At 39.8% G+C, this 21,557-nt stretch carries 26 protein-coding genes; 18 read left to right on the forward strand and 8 right to left on the reverse strand.

Translation table 11 applies throughout. From position 1 onward, the window contains the following. Positions 1 to 16: 16 nt before the first annotated feature. Genes AC2TFD_RS05130 through AC2TFD_RS05140 form a run of 3 tightly spaced genes read left to right on the forward strand, consistent with a single transcriptional unit; the run spans position 17 to position 2,509 of the window. Positions 17 to 580 (forward strand): 4Fe-4S dicluster domain-containing protein, encoded by a 564-nt coding sequence (locus tag AC2TFD_RS05130; RefSeq protein WP_335517468.1) that lies wholly within the window; start codon positions 17 to 19, stop codon positions 578 to 580. 2 nt (positions 581 to 582) lie between these two features. Then, positions 583 to 1,389, forward strand: coding sequence for a dimethyl sulfoxide reductase anchor subunit family protein (locus tag AC2TFD_RS05135; protein WP_484675161.1), 807 nt, complete (start codon positions 583 to 585; stop codon positions 1,387 to 1,389). Positions 1,390 to 1,417: 28 nt separating this feature from the next. Then, entirely contained in the window at positions 1,418 to 2,509 is a 1,092-nt protein-coding gene (locus tag AC2TFD_RS05140; RefSeq protein ID WP_484675162.1) for a 4Fe-4S binding protein, read from the forward strand. A gap of 43 nt (positions 2,510 to 2,552) precedes the next feature. Here AC2TFD_RS05140 and AC2TFD_RS05145 read toward each other — a convergent pair whose 3' ends face one another. The 3 genes from AC2TFD_RS05145 to AC2TFD_RS05155 all read right to left on the reverse strand — a co-directional run bounded on the left by AC2TFD_RS05145 (position 2,553) and on the right by AC2TFD_RS05155 (position 5,314). Then, positions 2,553 to 2,942: an SET domain-containing protein gene (locus AC2TFD_RS05145; protein WP_335517461.1), complete on the reverse strand. Its 390-nt coding sequence runs from the start codon at positions 2,940 to 2,942 to the stop codon at positions 2,553 to 2,555. 147 nt (positions 2,943 to 3,089) lie between these two features. Then, positions 3,090 to 4,820 (reverse strand): adenine deaminase, encoded by a 1,731-nt coding sequence (gene ade, locus AC2TFD_RS05150; protein WP_484675163.1) that lies wholly within the window; start codon positions 4,818 to 4,820, stop codon positions 3,090 to 3,092. A 23-nt stretch (positions 4,821 to 4,843) separates the two neighbouring features. Further along, on the reverse strand, positions 4,844 to 5,314 hold the full coding sequence (locus AC2TFD_RS05155; protein ID WP_484675164.1) for a nucleoside deaminase: 471 nt from the start codon (positions 5,312 to 5,314) through the stop codon (positions 4,844 to 4,846). 372 nt (positions 5,315 to 5,686) lie between these two features. Between AC2TFD_RS05155 and uraD the strand changes: the two genes are divergently transcribed. The 6 genes from uraD to AC2TFD_RS05185 all read left to right on the forward strand — a co-directional run bounded on the left by uraD (position 5,687) and on the right by AC2TFD_RS05185 (position 11,595). Next, positions 5,687 to 6,184, forward strand: a complete 498-nt coding sequence (gene uraD, locus AC2TFD_RS05160; RefSeq protein ID WP_484675165.1) for a 2-oxo-4-hydroxy-4-carboxy-5-ureidoimidazoline decarboxylase — start codon at positions 5,687 to 5,689, stop codon at positions 6,182 to 6,184. 241 nt (positions 6,185 to 6,425) lie between these two features. Beyond that, positions 6,426 to 7,379, forward strand: coding sequence for a factor-independent urate hydroxylase (gene pucL / locus AC2TFD_RS05165; RefSeq protein WP_335569066.1), 954 nt, complete (start codon positions 6,426 to 6,428; stop codon positions 7,377 to 7,379). After that, positions 7,376 to 7,735: a hydroxyisourate hydrolase gene (uraH, locus tag AC2TFD_RS05170; RefSeq protein WP_335569067.1), complete on the forward strand. Its 360-nt coding sequence runs from the start codon at positions 7,376 to 7,378 to the stop codon at positions 7,733 to 7,735. Before pucL ends, uraH begins: the two co-directional genes overlap by 4 nt. Positions 7,736 to 7,743: 8 nt before the next feature. Continuing rightward, positions 7,744 to 9,138, forward strand: coding sequence for an allantoinase AllB (allB, locus tag AC2TFD_RS05175; RefSeq protein WP_484675166.1), 1,395 nt, complete (start codon positions 7,744 to 7,746; stop codon positions 9,136 to 9,138). Next, entirely contained in the window at positions 9,119 to 10,345 is a 1,227-nt protein-coding gene (locus AC2TFD_RS05180; protein ID WP_484675167.1) for a M20 family metallo-hydrolase, read from the forward strand. Before allB ends, AC2TFD_RS05180 begins: the two co-directional genes overlap by 20 nt. Positions 10,346 to 10,356: 11 nt before the next feature. Beyond that, positions 10,357 to 11,595: an ArgE/DapE family deacylase gene (locus AC2TFD_RS05185; protein ID WP_484675168.1), complete on the forward strand. Its 1,239-nt coding sequence runs from the start codon at positions 10,357 to 10,359 to the stop codon at positions 11,593 to 11,595. Positions 11,596 to 11,658: 63 nt separating this feature from the next. Here AC2TFD_RS05185 and AC2TFD_RS05190 read toward each other — a convergent pair whose 3' ends face one another. Both AC2TFD_RS05190 and AC2TFD_RS05195 read right to left on the reverse strand, forming a co-directional pair. Beyond that, positions 11,659 to 12,294 carry an FMN-dependent NADH-azoreductase gene (locus AC2TFD_RS05190; protein WP_484675169.1) on the reverse strand — a complete coding sequence of 212 codons (636 nt, stop codon included), beginning with the start codon at positions 12,292 to 12,294 and terminating at the stop codon, positions 11,659 to 11,661. 131 nt (positions 12,295 to 12,425) lie between these two features. Continuing rightward, complete coding sequence (locus tag AC2TFD_RS05195; RefSeq protein WP_484675170.1) at positions 12,426 to 12,575, reverse strand: hypothetical protein; 150 nt, start codon at positions 12,573 to 12,575, stop codon at positions 12,426 to 12,428. Between the two features lie 212 nt (positions 12,576 to 12,787). Here AC2TFD_RS05195 and AC2TFD_RS05200 point away from each other — a divergent pair, with 212 nt between their 5' ends. From AC2TFD_RS05200 to AC2TFD_RS05225, 6 genes are all read left to right on the forward strand, one after another. Further along, positions 12,788 to 13,723, forward strand: a complete 936-nt coding sequence (locus tag AC2TFD_RS05200) for a dipeptidase (RefSeq protein ID WP_484675171.1) — start codon at positions 12,788 to 12,790, stop codon at positions 13,721 to 13,723. Next, positions 13,720 to 14,748: a DmpA family aminopeptidase gene (locus AC2TFD_RS05205; RefSeq protein ID WP_484675172.1), complete on the forward strand. Its 1,029-nt coding sequence runs from the start codon at positions 13,720 to 13,722 to the stop codon at positions 14,746 to 14,748. The genes AC2TFD_RS05200 and AC2TFD_RS05205 overlap by 4 nt, the downstream gene beginning before the upstream one ends. Before the next feature lie 7 nt (positions 14,749 to 14,755). Beyond that, positions 14,756 to 14,986: an excisionase family DNA-binding protein gene (locus AC2TFD_RS05210; RefSeq protein WP_335512270.1), complete on the forward strand. Its 231-nt coding sequence runs from the start codon at positions 14,756 to 14,758 to the stop codon at positions 14,984 to 14,986. A gap of 32 nt (positions 14,987 to 15,018) precedes the next feature. Continuing rightward, positions 15,019 to 15,468 carry a DUF488 domain-containing protein gene (locus AC2TFD_RS05215; protein ID WP_484676271.1) on the forward strand — a complete coding sequence of 150 codons (450 nt, stop codon included), beginning with the start codon at positions 15,019 to 15,021 and terminating at the stop codon, positions 15,466 to 15,468. Positions 15,469 to 15,673: 205 nt separating this feature from the next. Further along, positions 15,674 to 16,408, forward strand: coding sequence for a GDSL-type esterase/lipase family protein (locus tag AC2TFD_RS05220; protein WP_484675173.1), 735 nt, complete (start codon positions 15,674 to 15,676; stop codon positions 16,406 to 16,408). 47 nt (positions 16,409 to 16,455) lie between these two features. Further along, positions 16,456 to 16,923: an SRPBCC family protein gene (locus tag AC2TFD_RS05225; protein ID WP_335512268.1), complete on the forward strand. Its 468-nt coding sequence runs from the start codon at positions 16,456 to 16,458 to the stop codon at positions 16,921 to 16,923. A gap of 81 nt (positions 16,924 to 17,004) precedes the next feature. Here AC2TFD_RS05225 and AC2TFD_RS05230 read toward each other — a convergent pair whose 3' ends face one another. Beyond that, positions 17,005 to 17,346 (reverse strand): DUF3889 domain-containing protein, encoded by a 342-nt coding sequence (locus AC2TFD_RS05230; RefSeq protein WP_335512267.1) that lies wholly within the window; start codon positions 17,344 to 17,346, stop codon positions 17,005 to 17,007. Between the two features lie 151 nt (positions 17,347 to 17,497). After that, positions 17,498 to 18,145 (reverse strand): PAQR family membrane homeostasis protein TrhA, encoded by a 648-nt coding sequence (gene trhA, locus AC2TFD_RS05235; RefSeq protein ID WP_484675174.1) that lies wholly within the window; start codon positions 18,143 to 18,145, stop codon positions 17,498 to 17,500. A gap of 130 nt (positions 18,146 to 18,275) precedes the next feature. Between trhA and AC2TFD_RS05240 the strand changes: the two genes are divergently transcribed. After that, positions 18,276 to 18,866 carry a DUF1836 domain-containing protein gene (locus AC2TFD_RS05240; RefSeq protein ID WP_484675175.1) on the forward strand — a complete coding sequence of 197 codons (591 nt, stop codon included), beginning with the start codon at positions 18,276 to 18,278 and terminating at the stop codon, positions 18,864 to 18,866. Between the two features lie 17 nt (positions 18,867 to 18,883). Here the strand turns inward: AC2TFD_RS05240 and AC2TFD_RS05245 are convergent, their stop codons facing one another. Further along, a complete protein-coding gene (locus AC2TFD_RS05245) occupies positions 18,884 to 20,440 on the reverse strand; it encodes a glycosyl hydrolase family 28-related protein (RefSeq protein WP_484675176.1) in 1,557 nt (518 codons plus the stop codon). A 132-nt stretch (positions 20,441 to 20,572) separates the two neighbouring features. On the opposite strand from AC2TFD_RS05245, the gene AC2TFD_RS05250 reads away from it, so the two are divergent. After that, on the forward strand, positions 20,573 to 21,058 hold the full coding sequence (locus tag AC2TFD_RS05250) for a peptide ABC transporter substrate-binding protein (RefSeq protein WP_484675177.1): 486 nt from the start codon (positions 20,573 to 20,575) through the stop codon (positions 21,056 to 21,058). Positions 21,059 to 21,194: 136 nt separating this feature from the next. Next, a complete protein-coding gene (locus AC2TFD_RS05255) occupies positions 21,195 to 21,509 on the forward strand; it encodes a DUF3892 domain-containing protein (protein WP_484675178.1) in 315 nt (104 codons plus the stop codon). Positions 21,510 to 21,557 lie beyond the last annotated feature (48 nt).

Here is a 21,557-nt window from a genome sequence, read left to right on the forward strand (position 1 = left end):
AGAGGAGGGAGAAACAATGGCGAAAAAACTAGGTTTTTTAGTAAATATTGAACGTTGTATCGGCTGTCATGCTTGTGAAATTTCTTGTAAAAGCTTTTACCAGCTTGAACCATCTATGAGACGGAGAACAGTACGGGAGCTGCCGGAGGATCTTGTGGGTTCTCCCGTCCGTGCTTTTGTATCAACTGCTTGTAACCATTGTGATGAGCCTGCCTGTAAAAAGGCTTGTCCAGTTGGAGCTTATACGAAACGTGAAGAGGATGGAATTGTTGTTCATAATCAAGATCTTTGTATCGGATGTCAAATGTGCGGAAAGGCATGTCCATACGGTGTGCCGCAATACAATCCTGTTAAGAAAAAAATGGACAAATGCAGCATGTGTTATGACCGATTAGATGTAGGTGAATCTCCAATTTGTGTATCAAAGTGTCCGATGGAGGCCATTGAAATTGTGGATTACAATGAAGCCAAACTTTCTGGTGCGGTGAACGTGGTGCCGACATTTGCCGATCCTTCCATTACTCATCCAACTACTCATTTTATTTTGCCAAAACCGGGCAAACAGTTTAGGAGGGTATAATCATGCATGATCTTCCACTTGTGATCTTTACCATTTTGTCACAGCTTATATTAGGCGGATTTGTGACACTATGGTGGATAGATCGAAAAAAAGCTGGTATATCGCAAAAAACGGGATTACTGATATCGATTTCTTTGCTTATCCTTGGCGGTCTTTCACTAGTAGTTTCCATGCTCCACTTAGGTCAACCTTTTTTCGCGTATCGTGCAATCTTAAATATTGGAGTCTCATGGCTAAGTCGTGAGGTAGCATTTTATGGAGCATTTGTAGGGTTACTATTATTTTATACTTGGTTTTGGTACAAGGAAGATCGGGCAAAGCGCAGCATGCTTGGCTGGATCTCTTCAATTATTGGGGCTATCGCCATCTTTTCATCAGCCAAGATCTATATGATTGCAGCCATTCCTGCTTGGACTGGAGTCAGTACTCTTTTTGCTTTCTTTCTAACATCGCTTTTATTAGGTCCGCTATTCGTGGCTGCCTTTTTAGCAATTAGAGGAGAACTAAACGTTAATATTACGGGGTTTTTAATTTTGTCGCTAGTTGTTTCAGCTGTGGTGATGGTTGGTTATTTTTCATCACTGCTTGCTGGTCTGCCAGAGGCAGTTGAAACTGCTAGATTAACATTCAAACATGTATTCTTTTGGATAAGGATTACGATGTTCATGGCAGCTTCTGCGTTATTATTCCTATCTTATAAAAATAGCAAATGGAGAAATGTAAAAATCTATTCTCTAGCATTTGCAGTTTTACTCGTTAGTGAATTTTTAGGCAGGGTTTTATTTTATGAAACAGCTATTCATTTGTAGGTAACTGTTTGCGAGGAGGGTTGGCAGAATGGATTTGTTAAAATGGGTAAAGGTAATGGATCAAAAAATGACGTCATTGAGGGTCGAGCCAAATTTATGTGCGCATTTGATATCCCCGAAAAGCACTTGTCAAAGCTGTGTTGACCATTGCCCAACAAAAAGCATTTCTTTTTCGAAAAAACAGATTGAAATAGATGATCATTGCTTGGAATGCGGGCTTTGTTCAACCGTTTGCCCAACGAATGCACTGCTATTTAATCGCCCCCCTCTCAATCAAGTCATTTCAGAACTTGTTCATCTATGTGAACAAAATGAAAAAGTGTACTTGCATTGTGAAAAAATGACCGTAACAGATAGGAATGTGACATCTTTAACGGTGCCGTGTTTAGGAATGATTCCAAGAGAAGCATGGGTTACCATCTTGAAAAAGTGTCAAAATCTTAGCATCTACCATACTGATTCAGGTTGTACTTCCTGTGAAATCACAACTGGTGAAAGTGTTTGGAAAAAAGAGCTTCATGCTGGAGAGAAGATGGCAGGTTCTTCTATAGAAATTACTTCCGATATCACTTATTCTGCGAAGCACAAATCGTTTGATCAAGATCGACGGGCCTTCCTATCCGGCTTTTTTAATGAAATCAAGGCCACGAATAAGTTAGCGATTAAAGAACTATTAGGAAGTCCTGAAGTTTCATCCTACCAAGAAAGAAGGCAGGAGAATACACATTCAAAAGTTAAAAGAGAGTTGGCGGGTGTGTCTCATCATTTATATGAGAAGATGACCGGTGAATCTGCTCTTCCTTATATGAATAAACGATTTTTTCTTTTGATTCAAATAGAGGAAAATGAAAACTTGCAAAAACAAAAGGATATCAGGCTGCCAACTATTACGGATGATTGTAATTTTTGCGGTGCTTGTACGATTCTGTGTCCAACTGCAGCGTTGAAAATGGATACGGACAATAACCGGAAGTCGATCACACTCGATCCTGCCAAATGTTTAGACTGTTCATTATGCGAAGATATTTGTTTTACGAAAAGTATCCAATTACAGCACATGCAAAACAGAACCCTTCTCAAAAAGGAGCAGCGACTTCTCGTAAAGGGCAGCAATCAGTAAACCCTATCATAGTGCAAAAAAATAACAGCCCAATTCGGGGCTGTTATTTTTCTTGCTTTTCTTTATCGAACCAAAGCAGTTCTTGATCTTCTTCATCACCATTATAGTTAATCAGTAGCTCTTCGCCTGCTTTAATATCTTTGTAAGCAAAAAAATCAAACGTATGGTTTGGAAAATTAATCTCATAGGTGGCATTTGGCTGATACGAGTGGTTAAATAGCATCCCGTATCCCAAGAGAATGCATGTATGGTTAATGCCATATTCAAATGCATAGTCGGCAAGTAATGTTTTTTCAATGTGTTCATGCTCTGCATTTGGATATGCGATAACAGGTGCTTCATGGATCAGTTCGCCTTTTTTTATATCACGTGTCGCAAATACGCCTCTATTGAACTCTCCGTCACTAAGCTGTGAAGATTTTATTTCTATCATGTTGGTCACCTACATTTACTTTCTTTGAAATCAATTTTCAGGGCTCATTTCTTAAGCTTTGTTACCTTTTTTAGTTTGACAGGTAATGGCATTGAAAGCAACCATTTTAGGTTTCTCGCATGATAGTTTGTCTAAAAATCACAAAATTTAAACGCAGCTTATGTCAATATGTTCGAACTTTGATACCTTAAACAAACCTTTGTCGGTTAGTTTTAATTCTGGAATGACTGGCAGAGCTAAGAAGGAAAGAGTTAAAAAGGGATTGAATTGATCGTTTGCCCCCAGCTGTTCAAGGGCGATGTGAAGGTTATTGAGTTTAGCATAAACCTCCTGAAATGAGCTGTCAGACATTAATCCTGCAATGGGCAAATTTAATGATGCCAGAATTTGGCCATTTTTAATGACAACAAGTCCGCCCTGCATTTCTTTAATGGTATTTGCAGCTAAAACCATATCTTCATCATTCGTCCCGGCCACTATGAGATTATGTGAGTCATGGGCAATTGTCGTCGCGATGGCACCATATTTTAAACCTAAGCCTTTGATAATGCCTAAACCTATTTGCTTGGTCAAATGGTGCCGCTCGATTACGGCAAGCTTTAACTGATCAGCACTGATTGAGGGTTGGAAGAATCCTTGACTGCAAATATCCACCTCTTCCACGATATGCTGAGTGATAAGACTATTCGGGATAATTTCGATGATATTGCCTTTTTTTGAGGGTAAGGAAATGGTGAAATGGCTTGCCTGAATTTCATCAAAATGAACTGATTTTTCCAATCCATGTGTATGCTTGTTACTACAATCAACGATTAATTTGCCATCTTGTACGACTGCAACCCCGTCCTTATATACATGTGATATCCTGACACTATCTAGGTCATCGACGAAGGAAAAATCAGCTTTGTAGCCTGCAGCAATCGCACCCTTATCTTCAAGCCCAAAACATTCTGCTGCATTGATGGTAGCCATTTGAATTGCGGTTATCGGGGATATTCCACCCTGGATTGCCAGCCGGACATTGTGATCAATACTGCCCTCAAGCACAAGGTCATCTAAATGCTTATCATCTGTAACAAAAAGGCACCTTCGCGCATTGTGATGATTTATGATGGGAATTAACTTCATTAAATCTTTTGCAACAGTGCCTTCGCGAATCATTAGATACATTCCGCTCCTAAGGCGTTCTTTGGCTTCTTCAGCCGCGGTGCTTTCATGATCTGTGCGGATGCCGGCAGCCATGTAGACATTTAAATCATTACCTCTAAGCCCCGCCGCATGTCCATCTACTTTTTTACCGAATCGTTTGGCGTCAGATAATTTATTCAGCATATCATCCTGAGCCTGAAGAACTGCAGGGAAATTCATAACTTCAGCTAACCCTAAGACGCGTGGATGGTGGTAGAAGGGAAATAAATCAATTGCGCTCAAAGAAGCACCAGAGTTTTCGAAGCTTGTAGCTGGAACACAAGAAGGAAGCATAATATAAATATCAAAGGGAAGGTTTTCGGAAGAATCAAGCATGTATTGAATGCCGGCAGTACCTAAGACATTGGCAATTTCGTGGGGATCGGCAATCACGGTCGTTACACCATGGGGCAGAAGAACTTTTGCAAATTCACTAGGTGTGACCAAGGACGATTCAATATGAACGTGACCATCAATAAAGGCAGGAACAACATAACTTCCCTTTGCATCCACAATATATTTTCCATCATATTTCCCGACACCTGCGAAATAACCGTCCACTATGGCGATATCACCTTCAATGATTTCTCCGTTAAAAACGTCAACAATTTTTCCGTTTTTAACGACAGTATCGGCAGGTACTTTTCCTGAGGCGACTAAAATTCTGCGGGTTAATTGATTTCTCTCCATTCTAAACACCCTCTATTGTCTGATTAGTAATCTACTTTATTCCTCGAACTTTCCCATGTTTGAAAAGGAAGATTGGCATCATCTGTGAAAATCTGTTTCATTGATATTTTTCTAGATTGCATTGGAAGTTCAAGCTGATCATAGATGAATTGGTCATCAAACCCTATTTTTGCTGCGTCCTGTTTAGTGCAGGCATAATAAACAGCTTTTGGTCTTGCCCAGTAAATTGCACCAATACACATGGGACAAGGTTCACAGCTCGTATAGATTTCACAATCAGTTAGTTGAAAGTTGTTTAAATAACGACAGGCTGCACGAATGGCCTGGACCTCAGCATGTGCTGTTGGGTCGTTAGAGGCAGTCACTTCATTTCGTCCTACTCCAATAATTTTGCCGTCCTTTACTACGATGGCCCCAAATGGTCCGCCGTGATTGGTGAGGACATTATCGAGCGCTTCTGCAATTGCCTTTTTCATAAAATGAATTTCGGACATATAACCTCTCCATTCTGTGTTAGTTTTTAAGGCATGTAATCCTATGAATTAATTTGTGGCTGGGTATATAAGTTATTTCATTATTCTCTATCATCGATAGAAATGCTTCAATGTTGGCAGGTTTGTTTACATGATTTTTTTATCAGCGGTTATAAAATAACTTGTTAGATTATATGACACTAATGTAGATACTATTTCAGCAATTCGATATTATGGTGAAAATTGGCAGGACAAGTTAGCTGTACCACGACAGTTGACAAATAGACGAGCCATTTATAAAGATTCATAAAATTAGAGATAGAACAGGTGGGTATTTTTAGGAGGTCTAGAATATATATAGTTTTAATAAAAAGTAATAGGGGAGACGGGGCTGTGTTTTCAATAGACGATATCAATCTAATGAACAAAGAGGAATTTGTTCGAAAAGTTGGCTGGGTGTTTGAACATTCTCCTTGGGTGGCTGCGGAGGCCTGGGGACATCAGCCGTTTCTATCACATGAAAACCTCTTGCAAAGAATGATTTCTATTGTTCAAAGTGCGGACGAATCCAGGCAGATGGCATTGCTCCGTGCACACCCAGATTTAGGAACAAGATTGCAAATTTCGGAGGTCTCCCAGAAAGAACAGGCTGGTGTGGGGCTTGATAAGCTTACAAAGGAGGAATATACAGAGTTTCATTTGCTTAATAACTCATATGTAGCCAAGTTCAATTTTCCTTTTATTATGGCTGTAAAGGGGCAAAGCAAGGAAAGGATTTTATCCGAGATGAAACAAAGGGTTCTTCATTCTTACGAAGAAGAATATAGCATAGCCTTACAAGAGGTGTATAAAATCGCTGGCTTTCGATTGAGTGATATTTTCATAGGATGAAAGGGTCATGGTGACCGAAGTTTAAAAAATAGAGGTAAGATTGTGCCCATAATCTCGCAGAACCGAATTTACGGGCACAATTATGGATGAATTGTGCCCATAATCTCGCAGAACCGAATTTACGGGCACAATTACGGTTGAATTGTGCCTGTAATCCCCGTTTAACATATTTACAGGCACAATCTTTATTGCCGACCATGATGCGTTTTGACGATCAACATCAAAAGGAGGCTGACTTAATATGAAAAGAACAATGAGCTATGGGAAAGCAGATGTGTGGGTCTATCGAACATACGCAAAGCCGTTAACCGGGGTTCGTTCCATTCCCGAATCCACCTTTTCAGGAAGGAAAAACATTCTCTTTGGGATGAATGTAAAAATCGCCGTAGAAGGAGAAGCATTTTTATCCTCCTTTACAGATGGTGATAACACGTTGGTTGTTGCAACCGATTCGATGAAAAACTTTATCCTTAAGCATGCAGGTGATTATCAGGGAGCCACCCAGGAAGGATTTCTTGAGTTTGTCGCCCGCCGTTTTCTTGAGACATATTCACATATGACGGGAGTTAGTATTTCAGCTGAACAGATTTCTTTTGAAGAGCTTCCTGTCCCAGCAAATAACAGCTTCGAACCAAGTCCGCTTGTATTTCGCTACTCAGTAAATGAACAGGCAGCTGCTTCAATTGAAGTGAAACGGGAAAAGGATAAAATCCAGACGACGAATCATGTAAGCAGTTTGAAAGGTCTTAAGCTTATTAAAGTTAAGGGCAGCTCTTTCTATGGCTATGTGAAGGATGAATATACCACATTGCCGGAATCCTTTGACCGCCCGCTGTTTATTTTTCTAAATATTGATTGGAAATATAACGATATCGAAGATGCAAGAGGAGATAAACCTGATAGGTATGTGGCAGCAGAACAGGTTCGAGATATTGCCTATACCGTCTTTCATGAGGAGAACTCTCCATCCATCCAAAATCTTATTTACCGAATTGGCAGTAGAATCCTAGAGCGTTTTCCACAATTACTAGAGGTCACCTTTGAATCCAATAACCGAACTTGGGAAACGGTGCTGGACGAAATTTCTGCCCCGCAGGAGGGGAAAGTGTTTACTGAACCTCGTCCACCATTTGGCTTCCAATGTTTTTCCATGACACATGCTGACCTCGAAAGTGAAGGAGAGTCAAGCAAATGACCGGAAAGCTGACAACACATGTCCTTGATATCAGCATAGGGAAACCCGCTGTCGGTGTGTTAGTCGAGTTAGTACGGGTCGGTCCAGACAAAAAAATAAAAACCATCCAAACTGATTATACCAATGAAGATGGCAGATTAAATCACCCTCTTTTAGAGGGAGATACTATGAAAAAGGGGATCTATGAACTTCATTTTTATGTCGGAGACTATTACCGAAGTCGCGGAACATTCACTGAAGACCCCTCATTTTTGGATTGTGTTCCCGTTCGATTTGGTATTTCTGAACCGGGTTCCCACTATCACGTACCGCTTTTGATCTCACCGGGAGGGTACAGTACCTACCGAGGGAGTTAGGAGGGAAAATGAGTACTGAACTTTGGGTGAAAAACGGATATGTTTTTACAGAAGAAGGGTTTCGGTATGCAAGTATAAGAATTATAGATGGCAAGATCGATGCTCTATACGAGTGCGAACCTGAGCCAATAAAAGAAAACAAAAATTCCATAGATGCAAGTGGCTGCCTAGTCGTTCCTGGATTTATCGATGCACATGTTCATTTTAACGATCCCGGCCGTACCGAGTGGGAAGGCATTGAAACGGGCAGCCGTGCCGCAGCCATTGGCGGCACCACAACGATTTTTGATATGCCCCTAAATTGTTCTCCTTCCATAACAAACTTGAAAAATTTACAAAGTAAAACAGCGTACTTAACCTCTAAATCACATGTTGATTATGCTCTATGGGGCGGAATGACTGGTGATTCCGTGAAAAACAAAGCGGAACTAGACCAGATGTGTGAGGGCATTATTGCATGGAAGGCATTTATGTCTGAGAGCGGTATCGATGATTTTCCCTTTGTATCACCTGGCCAATTGGAGCAGGCAATGAAAATCGCAGCACAACAAAGGAAGATCCTTGCCTTGCATGCGGAATGGGAGGAAGAGATTCAACCCCTTACCGCTTTTTATAAAAGACAAAATAGCACCAATGAGCGTAAGGCATTTCTCGCAAGCAGGCCGATTTCTGCGGAAGAAAAGGCGGTTAGTTATGCATTAGAGAAGGCTGCGAAATATGGTACATCACTCCACTTCGTTCATATCAGTTCTGCGAGGGTTGTTAAACTCATTCAACAGGCAAAACAAAGTGGAATGGATGTGACAGTCGAAACATGCGCACATTACTTACTTTTTGATGAAGAAGATTTCCTTCAAACCGGAGCCATCCTGAAATGTGCCCCGCCGCTCAGGTCAAGAGAAGTAGTAGAGGGACTATGGGAATGTATTGCAAATGGCTGGATTGATACGGTTGGATCTGATCATTCCCCCTGTCCTTATTACATGAAAAACACGAACTCAATTTGGGAAGCATGGGGTGGAATCCAAGGAGTACAATTTACATGGCTTGCCTTACTCGATGAGGCGATGAAAAGGAGTGTTCCATTTAAAGATATCCTTCCTCTTGGCACTGCTAATGTTGCAGATCGGTTTGGAATATCGGGACAAAAGGGAAGGATTCAAACAGGCTTGGACGCGGATTTAGCCCTGATTTCATTAGATGAAACCACGACTGCAAATCAACAATGTATTGCATTTCGAAATCAATATTCCCCCTATGAAAATAGAAAATTTCTGTTGAAAATAAAAAAAACGCTGCTGCGAGGCAATGTAATTTACGACGATCAAACCGGAGCAGCCACAAAAAAGTATGGTCAATATATACAGCTAAGGGAGGAAGCAGATGGCTCAGTTCCCCACTAATCTAAATGAGGCAATAGAATGGCTGGCCTCATTTGGAGGTGAGCCGGATGGAGGTGTAACTCGGACACTTTATTCCCAGTCTTGGAAAGACGCCCAGCAAAACTTAAAGGGCTGGATGGAGGAAGCAGGGCTGCTCACAAATTATGATTGTGTTGGAAACTTATTTGGGAAATTGCCTTCATCGAACCCGAATGACCAAACGATCTTGATTGGCTCACATGTCGACACTGTTAAATCTGGCGGTAAATATGATGGGGCTTATGGAATCATTGCTGGAATTCTAGCATTAATTCAGTTGAAAAATCAGTTCGGGCAGCCAAGTATCAATCTTGAAGTGGTTTCTTTTTGTGAAGAGGAAGGCAGCCGCTTTCCAATCGCTCTCTGGGGTTCAGGGATGATGACGGGGGTTTATTCATATAAAGATATTCGTGATATCAGGGATTCAGAGGGCATCAGCTTCGAGACGGCGATGATGGCAGCAGGATTTGGACGTTCTGAATACAGGGTCCGGGATGATATCCAAACTTTTATTGAACTACATATCGAACAAGGGCCCACCCTTGAAAAAGTTAATAAATCAATAGGTATTGTCAAGGCAATTGTCGGTCAAAAGCGGTTTCGAATCACAGTGAACGGCGAATCGAACCATGTTGGTACAACTTCAATGAAATGGAGAAGAGACGCTCTCCACGGAGCAATCAACATGATTCATGACTTATATGAAGGTGTAAAGGAATACGATGAAGATCTTGTCACAAGTGTGGGACAGTTATTTGTGGAGCCTAATGTACCAAACGTTATTCCTAATCATGTGCAGTTTACTGTCGATGCCAGACATCCAAACGAATCGGTCTTGAGCTCTTTTTGCCAGCAATTCACCAGTAGGTTTGAAACCCATGCCAAAAAACATGATCTAGATATAAAGATTGAGATGTGGCATGAGGTTCATCCGGCCCAGATGGATCGTAAACTAAATGAAATGATAGACAGCATTTGTACTGGCAGCAGTATTGCCTCCCATTGGATGAATAGTGGTGCCGGCCATGATGCACAGCTATTTGCTCGCATTTGTCCTACAACTATTCTTTTCGTTCCCAGTAAGGGGGGGATTAGCCATTCGCCAATGGAGTTTACCTCAACCAAGGATTTAGAAACAGGTTTAGAGGTACTCATTAAATTTTTACATCAATTAGCGTACAACCGCTGAGGAGTGATTTTATGACTGATGATAAAGCAAAGCTGGTGCAGTGGATAGAGGACCATGAGGAGGACCTAATCGCTTTTTTAAAAAAATTAGTCCAGACGCCATCCGATAATCCAGCTGGAGATTGTTTGCCGATAGCCAAAGTTCTAGAAGTACAGCTTTCCGAGCTTGGGTTTAAAGATGTAGCTTTACTAGAAGTAGACGAGGCGAGTGTAAAAGCCAACGGGATGATTAGTATGGCCAATGTCCTTGCTCCTACAGTCTTTGGTGAAGGGAGCAATGTTGTATTAAATGCACATGGAGATGTCGTTCCTCCTGGGTTAGGGTGGAGTGTCGACCCGTATGGAGGAGAAATTGTGGATGGGAAAATGTACGGGCGTGGGGTAGCAGTGTCAAAGTCTGATATTGCAGCTTACACCTATGCCGTACTTGCATTAAAACAGGTCAAAGAAAAACTGTCTGGAAGAGTGGACCTTGCGTTTACATTCGATGAAGAAACAGGAGGAGAAATTGGTCCGAAGTGGCTTATCGACCACGGTCATATCAAACCTGACCAAGCCATTGTCGCGGGATTCAGCTATTCAGCTGTGAATGCCCATAACGGCTGTTTGCACTTTGAAATTAAAACGATCGGAAAGTCTGCACATGCAGCCCTGCCGCATACAGGAGTGGATGCCATTGAGGCAACTACTAAAATCGCATCGGCTTTATATGATTATCATAAGAACTTGGCGGAAAAAAAATCATCGATTCCAGGAATTGACTATCCAACATTGAATATAGGGATGATTTCAGGTGGAATTAATACCAATGTCGTTCCAGATGAATGCACCATCCGAGTGGACAGACGATTAATACCGGAAGAGGATTTTGTTGAAGCAGAATCTGAGTTTCGGGAACTCGTCTATCAAGCTATTTCGGATCTTCACGGGATTAATGTAGAAATAAGAAAAATCCTCCATGCCAAGAGCTTTGGCCCCGTTCCAGAGAATACACCATTGATTCGAGCGTTGGCTGCCAATTGGAAAGAAATATTACAGGAGGACGAAGAGTTACCAGTCCACGGAGTACCGTTATATACCGATGCCCGCCATTTCTTTGCGGCAGGAATTCCTACCATTATGTTTGGTGTCGGTCCGAAAGCGTTAGAAGAGGCAAATGGACATCGGGCAGATGAAAATATTCGTCTTTCCGATTTACAGGCTGCCACAAAGATCATTGCTTGTACACTTTATGATTTGTTGCGTACGTAAAAAATTACACGTAAACTTTATCATCAATAAAATAAGCCAACGATTTCGTTGGCTCTTTGTGTATTAAAAGGTATGTGCTAAATCTTTCGCCCGAGCAATCGCGTTTTCCTTAATTTCTTGGGCTTTGTCAGGCATTGCATTGTGACCTTCTACAAATAATCCTTCAAATGATGGGACTCCATAAAATTGCATGATAATCTCAAGGTAGCGGTGACCCATTTCCATTGCTGCAGCAGGCCCTTCGGAATAAATGCCGCCACGCGCTTGGATATGAAGGGCCTTCTTGTCTGTTAATAGACCAATTGGTCCCTTTTCCGTGTATTTGAAGGTTTTTCCTGCAACCGATACTGCATCTATATAGGCTTTCATGACAGGTGGAAAGGAAAAATTCCATAATGGTGTTACAAAAATATATTTATCTGCAGTAATAAATTGCTCACAAAGCTCGGATAGCCTGCCAACCTTTGCTTTTTCTTCGTTGGAAAGTTGTTCGAAGTCTGAACCTGTTCGGAGTTTTCCCCAGCCGCTAAAGACATCGACATCAAGTTGAGGGATATCTTCTTTATAAAGATCCATATTAATAATCTCATGATCAGGATTTACTTCTTTGTAAGAATCAATAAATGCTTTCCCAACTGCCATACTATACGACTGTGTATCGTCATGAGGATGAGCTGTTATGTATAATACTTTTGTCATTTTCGTATCGATCCTTTCTGTATCTAGCATGCATTCTAGTTTGTGTAATGAAGGTAAATCTTATGCAGATACAAAAACAGATACAGACCAAAAATAAAAGGAATTTGCGCTTTGCAAACTCCCTTTATTTTTTAGTTATTATTTTCGCTGAAGTAGGGGTTTCCACTAATGTTTGCACGCATTTCATCCGTTATTGTAAACGGCTCATTTACAGCAGAATTAGCAGCGGAAGTTTCATTGTTTTGAATACTTCCATCATAATGAATTGGGTTATTTGTCATGGGTAAATTCACCTCCATCAATCTAGTTTATACATAAATTTTACTATTTATTTACTTGTATTCATAGGTAATTTTTAATATTCTAAATGCTATTTCCACTAGTATTATTTACTGTATAATTGCTTGCTGGTATTTGAGTGTTTAGTTTTTCCTTCATTTAACCTTTCCTTGTTATTTATGATAAAATTTTTTACAAAAGGAGGAAGCTCTCAATGAAACTAATTGACCTGCATTGTGACGCATTATTAAAGCTTTCTGAGGGAAATGGCACGCTGAGTTTTGCTGATGCGAAAGAATTGCAGACAAACAAAGCTCGTTTACATAAAGGGCAGGTTAAGGTTCAATGTTTTGCAATCTTTATTGAGCCAGCCATCCCATCGGACCTGAAGTTTCAGGTGGCGCTTGAACAAATAGATTATTTTTACAAGGAAGTCCTCGGGAAAAATCCAGATATCATTCATATTAAAGAATGGTCCGATTTTGAACGAATCAATATCGGCCAAATTGGTGCTATGTTAACCCTTGAGGGCGTCGATGCCATTGGCAATGATTTAATGAAGCTTCATATTCTTTATCAGCTGGGGGTTCGTTCCGTTGGGTTGACATGGAATAATGCGAATTTAGCTGCCGACGGAGCGGGTGAACCGCGCGGTGGCGGATTGACGCTGTTTGGAAAAGAGATTGTAAAGTTTAATAACGAGCACCAGATTCTTACGGACATTTCTCATTTAAGTGACAAGGGAATCTGGGAGGTAATCGAATTAGCTAAATACCCCATTGCCAGCCATTCTAATTCACGTACTCTCTGTAACCATCTTCGAAATGTTACGGATGAACAGGCAACGGCGATGTTTAAAAGAAACGCAATGATTCATGTGGTTTATTACCCCCCTTTTATAAAGGAATCCGGGGAAGTCACCATCGATGACCTTGTGAAACACATTGATCATTTCTGTTCATTGGGTGGAGTCAGGCATATTGGATTAGGTTCGGATTTTGATGGAATATCCATCTTTGTTAAAGATTTAGAGGACGCCTCGAAAACTCAAAATCTAATCAATGAATTATTAAAGCATTTTAAAGAGGATGAAGTACGAGGGTTTGCCTATCAAAACTTCCTCGACCATCGGCCAGGTGTGTTAGGATGAAGATTAGAGAAACTGGTATAACTGTAGGAAAGCTGCCGACAGGTATGAAAAATTGTATTACAGATGTCGAGGGTGTAATGGTTGGCCATGTAACCTTGGATTACCCATTAGATGCTGCTGGTGAGGAATATGCTTGTACAGGAGTGACCGCGATACTCCCTCATCAAGGGAATGTATTTAAACAAAAAGTAACAGCAGCAAGCTATATTATTAACGGCTTTGGAAAAACGACAGGGCTCGTTCAAGTTAATGAATTAGGACAAATCGAATCACCGATTATGTTAACAAATACGTTCGCTGTTCCGGCTGTTACCCAAGGAACCTTAGAATATATGCTGGATGAAAATCCTGAAATTGGTGAAACAACAGGCACTATTAATATTGTTGTCGGCGAGTGCAATGATAGTTATTTGAATTCGATTCGGAAATTTCCAGTTAAGCCGGAGCATGCGATTGAAGCAATTCGTAACGCTTCGGGTGGTCAGGTTGAGGAAGGTGCTGTTGGCGCTGGCAAAGGGATGATTTGCTTTGGTTACAAAGGCGGGATTGGTACGTCTTCACGTACCACCGGTGAATATACAGTTGGATGCCTTGTTCTCACAAACTTTGGAAAGAAGGAAGAATATCAAGGGTTTCGTTTTTCTGAAGTGGAGGGACTTTCGGAGACTGCAGATGGATCCATTATTATGGTGCTGGCAACAGATGCTCCTTTGAGTGACAGACAGCTTTTGCGTGTCGCAAAGCGCTGTGGAATCGGACTGGGCAGAACTGGAAGCCACTTTAGCCATGGCAGCGGTGATATCGTAATCGCCTTTTCAACAGCACATAAAATTGATCATTTTTCTCAAGTAAGTACGGAACAGCGAATTCAATTGCGAGAAGATCATCCTCAAATGAACCAGTTATTTACTGGAGCAGCTGAAGCTGCCGAGGAAGCCATTTTAAACTCACTTTCTCAGGCAGTGACCACAAAAGGAAGAGCAGGAAGAGTAGTAAATACTATCACCTTTACGGACGGGGAATGAAATAAATATGTATCTAACCATAAAAGAAACAGCAGAATATTTATCAATGCCAGAATCAACCATCGAAGACCTAATCAAACAAAAAAAAATCCGTGCCATCCATGACGGAGAAAACTGGATCATCAACAAAGAACAATTCAACACCCACCTAAAACAAATAGAAAAATACAAACACCTAATCGAAGAAATCCTAAACGAACCCATCCCCGAAGACCTGGATATAAAAGATGAGGACTAAATGAGTTGGTGAGTTGGTGAGTTGGTGAGTTGGTGCCTGTCACCGCCCGTGGACACTGTCCACGTGGAATGGACACTGTTATCAGAAGACTAATAAATAAGGAGGGAACCCTTCTGAATAATCTCTTCCTGAAAAGGATTTATGAGCCATTTGATGAGTTGGATGGTTTTCGGATCTTGGTGGATCGGCTTTGGCCGCGTGGGATTTCGAAGGATGCAGCCAAGTTGACGGCATGGGAAAAGGAGATCGCTCCTAGTCCTGAGCTTCGAAAGTGGTTTTGTCATAAGCCTGAGTTGTTTGAGGAATTTCGAGTAAAATACATTGAGGAATTACGTACAGATGAACAAAAACAGATGATAATCAATCAAATCATAGCCATGACTTCAAAGGGGAGAGTTACTCTTCTTTATGGTGCTAAAGATCCTGTATATAATCATGCGATTGTAATTCAAGAAGAGCTAAACAGAATTATAATGAATTAAAAGCCTAAAATGAGGAGCTCCGCGATAAACAGGGGCTCATTTTTTTATTTATATCTCTCTATTTCTAAGAGGATAATTACACAAATTTCTTGAATATGTAGGATATACAATCTTGGAGTTAAACTCACAGATACTACCAACATGAGTCTGGGTGTAACTGGGAAAACTCCTAAATAAATCAGCAAAAATAGGAGTTTAAAATGAAATGAAAAATTATATCCTTTTCTTCTGTATTATTTTAGTAGTATTCGGTATGTATACCGGTATTCGTAGTTCTTCGGCCAGTACAAAGGTTATTAACCTTGTAGCCCTCGGTGATTCTATCACACATGGAGTAGGGGACCCTGCAAAAAAGGGGTACATTGAAGGCGTTAAAGTATTATTGGAGGATGTACAGAATACTCCCGTCAAGGTGAGTAACTTTGCTATACCTAGATATTCAACTGATAAAGTTCTCGAGCAACTGCAGGATAAAAAAATCAATGCGCAAATAACAAATGCAAATTATATTATTCTTTATATCGGAACGAATGACTTTAGAAAGAGCGCAAACCATCAATTTAACCCACTTGATGTAAAAAAAGTAAATGAGGGTAAAATTAACTTCACTACAAACCTTAATAAAATCCTTGAAATCGTTAGGAAAGACAATTCTGTGGCTCCTATTTTTGTTTTAGGTTTATATCAACCCTATATAGAATACTCGAACCGCCAAGAAATCCTAAGCACCATTGAAGATTGGAACAATGAAATTGTCCAAGTGGCAGGTCATTTTGATCGCACTTACTTTGTTTCCACGCTTGACCTATTTCAAGATAAGCCCAAAAGCACCTATTTCAGTGATTCCCTACATCCCAATCCTGCTGGCTATAAACTAATTGCTAATCGATTATCTGAAAAAGTATTAAAGGAAATGAGTATTAAATCATCATCAAATTAGAAACCATAGTGAAATAAGCTATGATTAATGAAAAAGGGAGTATTTGCATGATAACACTAAACGAAAAACCCATTGTAAAAGCAGAAATGCTTATTCGCAAACCAGTTGAGGAAGTATATGAAGCTTTTATCAACCCTGAAATCACGACAAAATTCTGGTTCACCAAAAGCAGCGGCAGATTGGAGGAGGGAAAGCGAATCAGATGGGATTGGGAGATGTATGGTGTTGGAGACGAATTAGATGTAAAAGAAATAGACCCAAACAAGCTTATTCGCATTGAATGGTCTGACGGAACAAAGGTAGAGTGGAAATTTACTTCCCGAAACGACAATCAAACATTTGTATCGATTACCAACACAGGTTTTTCAGGTAGCGGAGATGAAATGACTGCACAGGCCATTGACTCAATGGGTGGATACACGATGGTCCTCTGCGGGTTAAAGGCGCTCCTTGAGCATAATATTATTTTGAATCTTGTATCCGACAAAGCCCCTGATGCGATTGTTCAAAAATAGAAATTTCTTTTAATTCAAGGTACTACAAGAAAAGCCTCCATGGATTGGGAGGCTTCTCTCGTAGAACTTTCCGTTAAACCATCATCTAGGTGTTTCTTTATAGGTGACCTTAATAACTTTTTGGGTCTGATTATTAAATTCTATATCGACAAAGACGCCAAATTCCTTTTGGGGTCCTTTTAACCATAGTTTGAACTTTTCTGTTGATGAAACTTCGCCCGGTACCTTTCCAATATGAAGATAATCCACTACTTGCACATTGGGATACTTCTTTTGTGTTTCTTTAACTGCAAGTTGCCCCCACTTGGCATAAGAAGGAATAGGCTTTTGCTGGGCATAGGCAGTGTTGTTAAAATAGCTTGTATATAAAGGACTTGGGAAGAAAGTCATTGTTGCGCATATAAAAATAAATAGGATTCTCACGGTTTCCAACTCCTTTTTTACTTAATATGCGAAAACGAGTCATGGCTTATGTAATTTACGTTCAATCTATACGTAGGGAAATACTTGGGAGGTAGTAAATTCTATAATGAAAATGGAAAATGCCTCTGCAACAACAGAGGCATTTTCCATTTTAGATAACATATAAAAACACACATAAAAAGTGAGACAAACTGCCAAGCATAATAAAAATGTGGAAAATCTCATGAAAGCCCATATATTTTAATTGAAGAAATTTTGGTTTAGCTCCGTAAATCACTCCGCCTATTGTATAGAAAATGCCTCCCAGTATTAATAGAAATAAGCCAGCCGGGTCTAAACTACTTGCTAAAGGAGAGAAGAAAAATACAATCATCCAGCCCATTACAAGATACAATGCCGTTGAAATCCAGCGTGGGCAATTAAACCAGACCATCTTGAACACCACTCCGCTTAAAGCCACCGCGGCAATGATTGAAAATAGAATATTACCCGTGGTGCCATTCAAACTAATAAAGCAAAAAGGTGTGTAAGTACCTGCGATTAAAATAAAAATCATCGAATGATCAAGCCGCCTTAGAAACGCGATAACGTGATCACGTGCAATTACCATATGATAAGTGGCAGATGCAGAATAAAGGAGGATCATGCTGACGCCAAAAATAATAACCGCAGCAATTGCCATCGCTGAAGTGGTTGTGCTTGACACTTTCACCAGCATTGCGAGGAGTCCGACGAACGATAGCAGCGCCCCTGTTAAATGCGTAAGTCCATTAATTGGTTCCCGAATATAATTGCTCAAAATAAAACCCTCCTAACACAACATGTAGTTTTAATAACTACTTATAATGATAAAGGTAATTCAACATCTAGTCAATAGATATTTCTTGGGATATACTAGTAAGAAGAACATGCAGGAACGAGGTTTTACGATGGAAAAAATCCATGAAATTATGGAAGAACTTGCTCTAGAGGCAAACCTACTGTTAGATGAAATACCGAATATTGATTTATATATGGACCAGGTCATTCAGTTATTTGAAAATAAATTTAGAGATACTAAGCGAAATGATGAGGAAAAAATTCTAACCAAAACAATGATCAATAACTATGCGAAAGGGAAGCTTATTTTTCCAATAAAAAATAAGAAGTATTCCAAGGAACATTTGATTTTGATGAGCCTAATTTATCAGCTTAAAGGTGCTCTGTCGATTAACGATATTCAAGTAACGCTTGATGGTGTTAACAAAAAGATTATTAAAGAGGATATCGAGTTAGATTCTTTTTATACGAGTTACTTATCTCTTTCTCAAAGAAATGTAGAGGTTTTCAATGAGGATATCGATGAGAGAGTGAACGATGTTAAGGAGGAAGTAACGAAAATGGGGGAAAAGCATTCTCCGTATTTAGAACAGGTGCTAATGATTTCTTCGCTTGTACATATGAGTAATTTATATCGAAAAGTCGCAGAAAAGCTGGTAGATGAAATTGTTGTAGAAAAAGAAGAAAAGCGTCATCGATGATTAAATCTTTGACGCTTTTATCGTTCTTTCACATTTTCAACGATTATATCTTGTACACCTGCACCAATATCAATTGCTTTTGTACCAGAATTACGAACCTCAACGTTACTTATTTTGACAGAGTCCGCAAGGTTTTTTCCTCCGTAAATTTTTATGGCTGCACTAGCACTTTTAAAATCCTTGATTGAGATGTTTTTTAGAACAACATTCCTAGCGCGATACTGAATCGCAATAACAGGGTTTCCATTATAGTCGTATTCCGGGTCACCGATACATGTAAAGTAATTAACCACAACATTTTTATAGGCAGAAACAACCAAGCACCGTGGAGTGGAATATTTATATAGATCTGTAAAAATTGGTGCAATTGCTGCAAGGTTTATTGCTGAAATATTGTAGGCAGATTTAGACTCTGAATCTGTGCTTTTGTGGTGTCCGATATGACGGAAATTGTAACTGCGGTTATCGTTTAAAGAAATATGCCCAACAATTTGCACATTCGAAGCGGCAGACGAATCTTGGTGAGCCTTAATTTCAACTCCGCCAAAACACCTCGCAGATGAATTATTAACTAATAAAATATTCCTGGAACCATCATCAATTTCAATCCCATTTGAATTAGAAAAATCTTTCTGGTGAGCGCGACCGCTTGGGTCACACATATGAGAGCGAGAAATAAAAATGTAATCGCTATGATGGGTAGTAATCCCATCATCTCCGAAACCATAACCATTTAGATTATCGAGCCAAACGTACTTACTGCCTCCACGTGCTCTGTAGCCATCTCCAGCATAATTGTACAAGGTAGAGGAAATATCAAAGCAATGCAGACCTGGATTAATGCCTTCTACATCTTTTACCCAGCCATAGGTGACATTTGCATAGGTTAAACAGCTGGAATAGTTACCCCAGGTACTAGTCTTTGTTACATTCCCAAGCCTTTCAACATTCCAGTTTAAACTCATTCCCTGCACAAATAAATGATGATTTCCTATCCTGTGGTTTGCGTTGGTAATGAGTCTGGTTTCCTTTGCTGCTTGGTCATGCAGCTTGATTGTTGTTTTGCCTTTTCCAGCACCAACGAGAATGGTCCAAGAAGGCATGCAAATACCTTTTGTAATAAAAACACCCTCGGGAACGATAACTTTTACTCTTCCATTTCCAAACGCTCTTTTAAAAGCTTCCGTATTGTCTGTTTTTCCATCACCTATACCGCCAACGTCTAGAATGTTTACTTCTTTCTTAATGGTATTTAGCAAATGACTATACTCGTCATCCAGCTTAGTTTTCCACTTAGGGTATACATTTCCAACAGAATCAACCAGAATCTGAGTTGGTTCTAGCAGGATGAAGGGTTTTGCAAAACAGCGATAAAACCCCTCAAGCACCTTCTTATAAAAAGGAACGGGAGTAAATTTATGGTTTATCTGAGGACGAGGCTCATGCTCACTACATTTCTGGAAAAGCTGTTCCGTTTCCTTAATGACGGCTTCGATATCAAGCTGTTTTTCAGTAATTTTCACTAACAGTTCTCCATTTTTTCGAGGATCATGATATTTATCCAAATACAGCATACAAACTCACTCCAATTATTCAACTTTGTAGAATTATTTTCACCTAAATAAGGAAAAAAGCTCTAGTGATGAAGAGTGTTATGAAACAAAATGATTTCAACTCCGTCTATAAAAATAAAGGGGGAATGATGTTTGAGGATTAAACAAATAAAGATTCTTTTCATTCTAATACTAGTACTTACTGCTTGTACAAGTAAAGAAAAATCAAAAGAACATTTAGGTGAGATTTACAGTATCGCGTTGGAAGCTATGATGGAAAAAGATCATGCTTTAAATAGTGAGTTGGAATTTATAGCAATCAATATGGGCAACATGACTGAATTAAGCAGACAAGATAAAGAAGAAATAATAGATTATTTCAAAGAAAAGTATAAGGTGCAGGTCATGGATGCTGACTTGGAGAAACTTAAAGAGCAAGGTTTATACGATTCAGAAAAAATGGCATTAAAAGGCGTGCTTCTCAGTTTTGAAAAAGTGATTTTTAATTATAATAATAGCGTATTCTTTGAAGGTTCCAAATATCATTCCGTATTAGGCGCAATAGGAGTAGAAATTACCGTTCATTTTAAGGATGGAAAATGGCAAATAGAAGAGGCAAAAGAAACTTGGATAAGTTAGTCTTACGGTGAAAAGCCCCCAGTTAGGTGTATTACATACCACACTAGAATTAGGGGAGTTTTTGTAGGTTTGTGTACATTTGAATATTTTTTCGCAGTTAACCTCAAAATACTAACATACGTTCGGAGGTGGATGGATGGAAGAGAAAAATTTTGAGGAAATTTATGAAGATTACAAGCAGCAAAGTGAGCAGCAAGCCCGCCTTGAGGCGAATCATACTAACCCAGGTGGTAAAGAGGAAATTGTTGCTGTGCGAAAGAATGATGATGGAGACATTATCGCTTTTAAAACAAACTCTGGCCGAGAGCTTGATTACATCACCGCCCTAACAGAGGCAAAATCAGGTCAGATTGCCCATGTTGATGTTTTCCACAAATATGGAAGAGATATCATCCGCAGTGAACCTGACGGGATAAAAGAAAACAATCTTGATCAACTGCCGGAATTTTAAGTGGAAATAAAATGGCAACATATTCCGTTGGTAAGCCTTAAGAATGTA

This window comes from Neobacillus sp. plas4 (assembly GCF_057221695.1).